Origin of the sequence: Aquimarina muelleri DSM 19832, from assembly GCF_000430665.1 — a bacterium.
GTDB classification, from domain to species: domain Bacteria; phylum Bacteroidota; class Bacteroidia; order Flavobacteriales; family Flavobacteriaceae; genus Aquimarina; species Aquimarina muelleri.
Genome location: NZ_KE387190.1, coordinates 122174 through 130809 on the forward strand (window position 1 = coordinate 122174; position 8636 = coordinate 130809).

The following is an 8636-nucleotide window of genomic DNA, read 5'->3' on the forward strand; positions in this document are numbered from 1 at the left end:
ATGAAGAGAGTACAGTCAGTCGATTTTTTAAGAGGCTTTACAGTAGTATTAATGATATTAGTGAATACACCTGGGGATTGGAACCATGTGTATTCGCTGTTATTACATGCCGATTGGAATGGTCTCACGTTGGCGGATTTTGTATTTCCATTCTTTTTATTCATCGTTGGGATATCTATCTCTTTTGTGTATAAGAATAAAAAAGGAAAAGCAAACGCTTCTGTATATAGAAAGATCTTTATTCGTAGTTTTAAATTAATTCTACTAGGATTGTTTCTTAATGTTTTTTTACCGTATTTCCCTTTTATTAAAATAGAATCTATGCGTATTCCAGGGGTTTTACAACGCATAGGAATTGTTTTCTGCATAGTTTCGATATTATATCTAAACCTTCATAAAAAGCAACTTCTTTATATTTCTTTTTTTATATTATTGGGGTATTGGATATGGCTAGCATATATTCCTTTACCAAATGGAAACCTCCCAACATTAGACAGAGGGGTTAATAATTGGGCTAACTATGTTGATTTTTTATTACTAAAAGGAAATATATGGCAACCTGATTATGATCCAGAAGGGATACTCAGTACTTTACCATCAATAGTAACGGTATTAATAGGGGTTTTTGTTGGTGAAATTTTAGTGAGTAAAATAAAACAAAAACTTATTTTACTAACGATAATAAGTATGTGTTTACTTGTTACAGGGTATGTATGGGATGTGTTTTTTCCTATAAATAAAGCATTGTGGAGTAGTAGTTTTGTATTAGTTACATCTGGTTATGCAACATTATTTTTAGTAATATTTCATTATCTAATGGATGATAGGGAATATGACTTTGGAAACCTATTTAAGTACGTAGGAGCTAATGCGATTGTTATTTATTTTTTATCCATGGTATTTGCCCGATCCTTGTATTTAATTAAAATAAACTCTCAGACTTCAATACATCAATTTTTGTTCGAAACTTTTTTTGTTTACAAAGGAATTGCTATGCCACTATCTTCTCTTTTTTATGCGTTGATTGTTGTTGGTTTTTATATCCTTCTTGCTTACTTTTTGTATAAGAGAAAAATATTTATTAAAGTTTAAAAATTTAATTACATATCAATAAATAGAATATTTAATTTTTAATAATCTCTCTTACTTATATTGGATATTTTCGAGTAGAATTATCTTCATAGTAAAAATTAAAAATAGAAATTTTAGTTTTCGTTTATTCCTGCTTAAATGGTTTTTTGTACGTTAAAAAGTGTTATTCGTATATTTTATTTCTTTAAAGATACTTAAATACAGTACTTTATATCTTTAAATAAAATAACACATAAGAAACTAACTATTTCTTTACACAAAATTGTCTTAACGATGAAACACAAACTCTTTACTCCAAAAACCTATTTGGGTTTATGTAAGAAATCATGGCTACTTATATTTTCGGCGTTATTACTAGCTGTTAATTTAAGTTTCTCTAATTCTTATAAAATACATTCAAAAGCAAACACTTCTTTACATACTTATAAATCTACTGAAGTAGTACCTCCTATACAGGTTAGTGACTTAATAAATAAAGATTTATGGAATACTTTGTTTCCTTATCGTTTTGGTGCTAAAAATACTGGAAATGGATGGGAACTAGATCCAAAAGATGACTTTTACACATTTGATTCTTTTGTAGAAGCTATTAATCGAATGAGTAAAATTAAAGTAATTTTTGATAGAAGATGTGGTACTAATGCATATCGAGTTACTCGTATTGATAAGACTACTGGGGTATCAAAACTTCTTAGAACTGATGTGGATTTTGATGCGCCCAGAAATGCAGAAAAAGAAATTATAACAGAAGAAGTAGATTATGGTGCTTTTTTAGAAGAAGGAAATTTAGAAACAAGGAAAAGAGAAATTACCGCTTTTTTTGCAAATATTTCTCATGAAACCACAGGAGGGTGGTCAACTGCTCCTGGTGGACAATTTTCATGGGGATTACATTTTCGTGAAGAACCTACAAATGCTTCTTATGCCTATCCAGATACAAACTATCCTCCAACAGCAGGTAAATCTTATAAAGGAAGAGGACCAATACAATTATCTTATAATTATAATTATGGACCTGCTAGTGAATTTATATTTGGAGATAAACAAATATTATTAGATAATCCAGAAAAAGTAATCGAAGATGCTGCTTTAGCTTTTCAAACAGCAATATGGTTCTGGATGACACCACAATATCCAAAACCATCAGCTCATAATGTTATGGTAAACAAATGGATGCCAAATGATCTTGATAAAACAAAAAATAGAGTTCCTGGACTTGGTATGACTGTAAATATTATTAACGGAGGGGTAGAATGTGGACAAGGAACAGAGAAACCTCAGGTATTAGATAGAATAGGGTACTATCAAAGATTTACTAGTATTTATCAAATAGGAACAGATATGGATGGAGTTAACGATCTGTCTGACTGTGGTTGTAAGGATATGGCTAAATATGGAGGAGACTCTGCTGATTTAACCGCAGAACCATGTGCTCAGAAACCTAAAATTACGTTTACTTCTCCAAAAAATGATGAGTTAATTAAGCAACAAACGCTCTCTTCTGTTTCTGTTTCTTTAAATATAGATGAAAAAGACACAAAATTAGTTAGTATAACTACTTCTGTGGATAATCAAACTTTTAATGGAGTATCATTCAGTTGGACCCCATCTAGTTATGCGAGTCATGTTCTAACAACTAATGCGAAATTTGAAAATGGAACTACAGCGACTTCATCTATTAAAGTAGTTATTTGGGATGGTATAAATCTAGACTGTCAAGAAGTTGCGGACTGGAAAGAAACAAGAATATATCAACACAAAGATACTTTTGTAAAACACAAAAATAAAGTTTATAAAAATAAATGGTATGCAGCTAGTAGTAATATCCCAGGGATCGATGGTGTATGGGAATTAGTTAAGGATTGTGAGGCTGTAGTAGGTAGCTCTCCTGTGATTTCATGGAATTCTCCATCTAATACTCAGGTTATTGAACAAATTGAACTTACTCCAATTTCGTTAAGTGCACGAGCTACAGATGCAGATGGTACAGTGCAGTCTTTTAAGTTTATTTATAATAATACAGATATTGTAGCTACCTCTTCAGGGGATAGTTATTCTGCTAGTTTTACTCCAACACAGTTTGGTCAAGTAACCATAATAGCATCGGCTACAGATAATGATAATAAAACTTCAGAAAAATCTATTTCTTTTACTGTAAAAGAGAAAATAACTGGGGGGAATAATATACCTCCAACAGTTTCGATTACCTCACCTAGCAACAATACCTCCTTTGAAGCAGGTAGTCCTGTAAATATAACTGCAAAAGCTTCAGATAGTGATGGTACGATTACTAAAGTAGAGTTTTTTAGTAATGGTAATAAAATAGGAGAAAACAATTCTAGTCCATATAGTTATACTATTACAAATACTATTACAGGGGATTATTCTTTAACAGCTAAAGCAACAGATGACAAAGGAGCAATATCTATATCTGCCGCAGTTCTAATTACTGTAACTAGTGGTGGAGGCAACGGTAACTGTACAAGTGTACAACAATACGTAGCAGGTACCTCTTATGGATTAAATGATGAGGTTGTAAATGAAGGAGGAAAATTTAGCTGCGATATACCAGGATGGTGTTCTTCTGCAGCTACATGGGCATATGCTCCAGGAACAGGGTCCTACTGGCAAATGGCTTGGACAAAAACAGGAGTTTGTAGCAAAAGTATTTCAGATATAAAAACAAAAGATTATTCTGTGTTTCCTACAGTAACAAAAGATATTGTAAATATTACAATAAATACGAAAAACAGATCTTGGATAGGAATCGGTTTATATGATTTTTCAGGCAAATTATTGTATTCACAAACTTTTAGTGAATTACAAAAAAATACTGAAAAGTTATTTTCTCAAGATGTATCTCATCTTAAAAACGGACTTTATATATTCAAAATTCAGATAGATAATACTATTTATCATGAAAAAATTCTAAAAAAATAAATAATCCTCTTTTAAAACTTATATAGGGTAGTCTTAAAATAATATAATTAGACTACTCTAGATAGGTAGTTTTATAAAATCAAAAAAATAATTAATTACACAAATCATGAAAAAAATTTATATCTTTTTTAGTATGCTTTTTTGTGCACTGTTGACACAGGCACAATATAATTTTCCAGCCTGTTCTCCAGCTTGGGATGTAAGCCAAGTTCCTTATACACAAGGACAAGAAGTTTCTGTCAACGGTATTAATTATCGTTGTAAATATTATACCAGTGATGCTCCAGGAGCGGGTTCATGGCAGTTAATAGGCCCTTGTGGTGATGGTGGATTAGGGCCTGATTATTCAGGAAAACAAAGAATTATAGGGTATTTGCCTACATGGGTGGCGGATTATGATATCAAAAATAAGTTCAAGCCAGAGGTGGTAACTAACTTAAACATTTCTTTTTTAATGTTTAAACAGAATAACAATGATTATAACAGTACAGATTTTGCTTCTATATCTTTTGATGAATTTCAGGCTAGAAAAGTAGATTCTGTTCTTAATGATTTAGGAGTTCTTCAAAAGGCTAGGGCTAAAGGAGTAAAAGTAGCAGTTGCTCTTGGTGGAGCTACCGATTATGCGTTTATATGGTTAATGGACAAATATCATAATGATGATGCTAAATTAGAACAAGTGGCTACTTTAATTGCTAATTATGTTATTCAAAACAATTTGGATGGTATTGATTTGGATATGGAATGCTGGTGGGCTGATCCTGCTATTAGCGGAACATCAGATCAAGGAGGAAGAGTAAGAGGAAGTAAATGGGGAGATAGCGATCAAGGTCCTCACCCAGCAGGAATAGGTTTAACCAAATTAAGTAAAAAATTAAGAGCAAAACTTCCTAATAAATTAATAACAGCAGCTGTTTTTGGAACCTCATGGTATGGTAATAATTATGATGATGGTATTGCAGATTATATGGATTGGATAGGGCTTATGTCTTATGATTTCACAGGATCTTGGGATAAATCTCCAGAAGGGCCACATTCTTCTTTATATAAGGTAGAACAAGGAACTTATACAGGGCAGACAGCAGATAATCCTATTTATTCTGCGCAAGATGCATTAGAGTATTGGATGGGGTTTGCTCCTCCAGCTTGGAATCACTCAGGTGGTTTTAAAGTGCCAAAATCAAAATTAGTTTTTGGATTACCAGTGTATGGATACGATTTTTCTGAAAAAAAACCTAATGGAGGTAACGGAGCTAAATTTGTACCTTATAAAGATATTGTAAAAGATTTTCCTAATGCAGCTACAAGTTATGATGCTAAAGACCCTAAAAAACTAAGAGGATTTATAGGAGAAAACGGAAAGAAAATTTATTATAATACTCCAAAATTAGCAGGAGAAAAAATAAAATATTCTAAGCAGTATGGACATCAAGGATTGATATTATGGGAGCTTACTCAAGATACCGATTACAACGAGTCTTCTAGTATTCTGAAAGCTGTAAATGTAGCTGCTGGAAACGGTACCCCTATAAATAGTACCCCTGTGATTACTTGGGAAACCCCTACTAATAATCAGATAATTGAAATGACAACGTTTGCTAACGTTGCTTTAAAAGCAAAAGCGACAGATAGTGATGGTACAGTAACTTCATTTGTTTTTAAACATAATAATACAGAGATTGTAGCAACTAAGAATGGAGACTACTATACTGCTAATTTCTTACCTAATACTTTTGGACAGGTAATTATTATAGCATCTGCTACAGATAATAAAAATGATACATCAGAGCAATTAATTTCTTTTACTATAAAAGAAAAGGGAGCTAATACAGCTCCGGTGATTACTCAAGTAGTACCACAAGGAACTATAGAATTACCTGTTTTAGCCCCTATAAATATTAAGGCTACTATAACAGATGATGTACAAGTAAATTCTGTAGAGTTCATTATTAATAATGTAAGTGTTACTCCGACAATAGTAGCTAATACCAATGTGTATACTACAGATTGGCTACCACAAACATTTGGAACTGTTACTCTAAATATCGTTGCAAAGGATAATCAGGGATTAGTTTCAGAAGAATTAATATCGTTTACTGTGGTCGAAAAAACCGGAGGAGGTTGTGAAGGAATACCTCAATGGGATTCAACACAAACCTATTCTTCTGCTACAGAAGTGAGTTATCAAGGAGCAGTTTATCGTAATAAATGGTGGACTCAAAACGAAACTCCAGGAAGTAGTGATGTTTGGCAGTTTGTAAGAGATTGTAACGGTGGAGGTAATGGAAGTACTTGTACTGCACCTTTATGGTCTGTTTCTATAGCATATAATGCAGGGGATAAAGCAACGTACCAAAACAAAATATATAGTGCTAAATGGTGGATTAAAGGAGAAACTCCTGATACTTCTTCGGCATGGGGTTACTTATCTGATTGTACAACATCAAATAGTTCAGTAATAATTTCTACAGTAGCAAAAGATCAGATTGAACTTAAGATAAAAGCTTCTGAGCCAGCAACGATGACAGTAGAATTATATGATTTTTCAGGTAAAAAACTTCAAAATCTATCTTTAGATAGACTAATAGATAGTGGAGTTAATACGGTTAATCAAGACGTGTCTGGTTTAAATAAAGGAATATATATCTATAAAATAATCATAGATAACAAAGTACATACCAAGAAAATAATCAAAATTTAATAATCAAATCGCAACTAAATTTTTGCTTCAGGATACGAGGAGGGGGTCTTGAAGTAAAAAATTTAGTTAGCGATTTTAATTTAGTTATATAAAAAAACTAATAAACGACCCAAAATTAAGTAATGTTTAATTTTTTAAAATCAAAATAATGAAAACAATCGTCAATTATTTAGGATTAGCTATAATGCTATTACTTATTGTAACTTCATCTGAATTACAGCGCATTGAAAATTTTGATTCCTCTAGTAGTAATATAATAGAAGTTAATCTAAGTAAAGATTTTGGTTCGACTAATAATGTTAATTTACAACCAATTGGTTCCAATGAATTTATTCAATATTCATGGTCAGAGGATTATGAAGTTTTGGGTAAACCTATATCCCTCTCAGGATTAAATCTAGTTTTAAATGAATTAACAGACTTTAATGATTTTGTAACTAATGCACCTTTATATATTACAGTCTCTAGTAGTATGAAGAAAGTTGATATAAAGTATCTATTCAAGAACTCTCTATCAACAGAAGCATTTTTTATATAAGAAAGGATGTTTGATTTATTGAATAATAAAAATGAAGATCTGATAACGAGATATGGAATCAGAAGATACACCAACTAATTTGTTTGTTATGTTTAGAATAATCTACCACTGTGATTATTTGTTTTAAGAAAAGATCTGGGATTTCCCAGATCTTTTTGTTTTTAAATTAGAATATAGAGGTTACGCCATTTATAATAATATCCTTAGCTTCTTTAATATAGTTTCTTCCCATAGGAATTAAATTGCCATTTATCTCAATATTATTTTTATTTATAGCTTCTACTTTATGGATAGCGATGGTGTAAGATCGGTGAATTCGTATAAAAAGATAGCTAGGTAATAATTTAGTTATTGCAGCTAGATTATAGTGAGTCACATAATCTCCATATTTTGTTTTTACAATAACATAATCTTTTAGACTCTCAATATAAAGAATATCGTCATAGTAGATTTTGATCATTTTCTTATTCACTTTTATAAAAATATGGTCTTCGGGTTCTGTTTGACTTTCCGAAATATTCATTGTGTTTTTAGAAATATTAAACATCCTAGATACTTTATGTAGGGATTTCACTAATCGTTTTATATAAACTGGCTTTACTAAATAATCTAATACACCTAGTTCAAAACCTTCTACAGCATAATCTTTACAAGAAGAAATTATAATAACCATAGGAGGAGATGCATGTAAACCTTTTATAAAATCAATACCATTAAGAATAGGCATGCAAATATCTACAAAAACTAAATCAACAGTGTTTTTGTGAATAAAATCAAAAGCGTCTACTGCATTATTGCAAATAGAAATAATTTCAAAATCATCAAAATAATCTAAGTGTTTTTTTAAAATTTGAATAGATAAAAGATCGTCATCAACTAATAAACATTTTATTTTCATTACATAGCAATTTAAAAATATAGCAAGAATGGATTAGGATCACTACATGCTATTAATATGTAGGTTTTTGTTAGTAAGTCTAACCTTATTTATTCTTTTTTATTGTCTTTTTTCAATCCTGTCCTAAATAAATTTGTATCATAAAAATTTTAGCCATTTTACATACCTATCGCTATATTTAAGTAAATATTCAAAAAAGAACCCCTTGTATATATTGATTTGGCGGAGGTTGCTTTTTCTGAAACGGATTGTCGAGCCATTTATGGAGGTTAACCTTTACAAAAAGGTTAAGTCTTATGAAGGCTACTAAATTAGACAAGTACCAAGGATGTTTTGCTTGTGTTTTTAACGCTTTTAAGATAAGAATTGTGATCAGAGCAGTCCAAATTTGTATCATCACGGCATTTTGGGTAGTTCCGATAAAAGATTTAATATGTAGTTGTTGCTTTATATCTCTAAAAAATATT

Annotated in this window: 5 protein-coding genes and 1 pseudogene; 4 read left to right on the top strand and 2 right to left on the bottom strand. The window is 31.1% G+C overall.

Features of this window, described 5'->3' with window-relative positions; all coding sequences use genetic code 11:
* The 4 genes from H527_RS0120540 (at position 1) to H527_RS0120555 (ending at position 7271) form a co-directional block, all read left to right on the top strand.
* Complete coding sequence (locus tag H527_RS0120540; protein ID WP_035089348.1) at positions 1-1092, top strand: acyltransferase family protein; 1092 nt, start codon at positions 1-3, stop codon at positions 1090-1092.
* A 273-nt stretch (positions 1093-1365) separates the two neighbouring features.
* Positions 1366-4032: a glycoside hydrolase family 19 protein gene (locus tag H527_RS23395; RefSeq protein WP_051316893.1), complete on the top strand. Its 2667-nt coding sequence runs from the start codon at positions 1366-1368 to the stop codon at positions 4030-4032.
* A gap of 106 nt (positions 4033-4138) precedes the next feature.
* The gene (locus H527_RS0120550; RefSeq protein ID WP_027414378.1) at positions 4139-6733 is read left to right on the top strand and encodes a glycosyl hydrolase family 18 protein; all 2595 of its coding nucleotides are present in this window, start codon (positions 4139-4141) and stop codon (positions 6731-6733) included.
* Positions 6734-6881: 148 nt separating this feature from the next.
* Positions 6882-7271, top strand: coding sequence for a hypothetical protein (locus tag H527_RS0120555; protein ID WP_027414379.1), 390 nt, complete (start codon positions 6882-6884; stop codon positions 7269-7271).
* 166 nt (positions 7272-7437) lie between these two features.
* Here the strand turns inward: H527_RS0120555 and H527_RS0120560 are convergent, their stop codons facing one another.
* Both H527_RS0120560 and H527_RS0120565 read right to left on the bottom strand, forming a co-directional pair.
* Positions 7438-8169 (bottom strand): LytR/AlgR family response regulator transcription factor, encoded by a 732-nt coding sequence (locus H527_RS0120560; protein WP_027414380.1) that lies wholly within the window; start codon positions 8167-8169, stop codon positions 7438-7440.
* Between the two features lie 190 nt (positions 8170-8359).
* Positions 8360-8636 (bottom strand): annotated as a pseudogene (locus H527_RS0120565) (IS4 family transposase); the annotation flags it as partial.

Excerpts from the sequence above, each read along its gene's own strand:
- H527_RS0120560 (WP_027414380.1), bottom strand. The coding sequence starts at position 8,169 with ATGAAAATAAAATGTTTATTAGTTGATGACGATCTTTTATCTATTCAA.
- H527_RS23395 (WP_051316893.1), top strand. The coding sequence starts at position 1,366 with ATGAAACACAAACTCTTTACTCCAAAAACCTATTTGGGTTTATGTAAG.
- H527_RS0120550 (WP_027414378.1), top strand. The coding sequence starts at position 4,139 with ATGAAAAAAATTTATATCTTTTTTAGTATGCTTTTTTGTGCACTGTTG.
- H527_RS0120555 (WP_027414379.1), top strand. The coding sequence starts at position 6,882 with ATGAAAACAATCGTCAATTATTTAGGATTAGCTATAATGCTATTACTT.
- H527_RS0120540 (WP_035089348.1), top strand. The coding sequence starts at position 1 with ATGAAGAGAGTACAGTCAGTCGATTTTTTAAGAGGCTTTACAGTAGTA.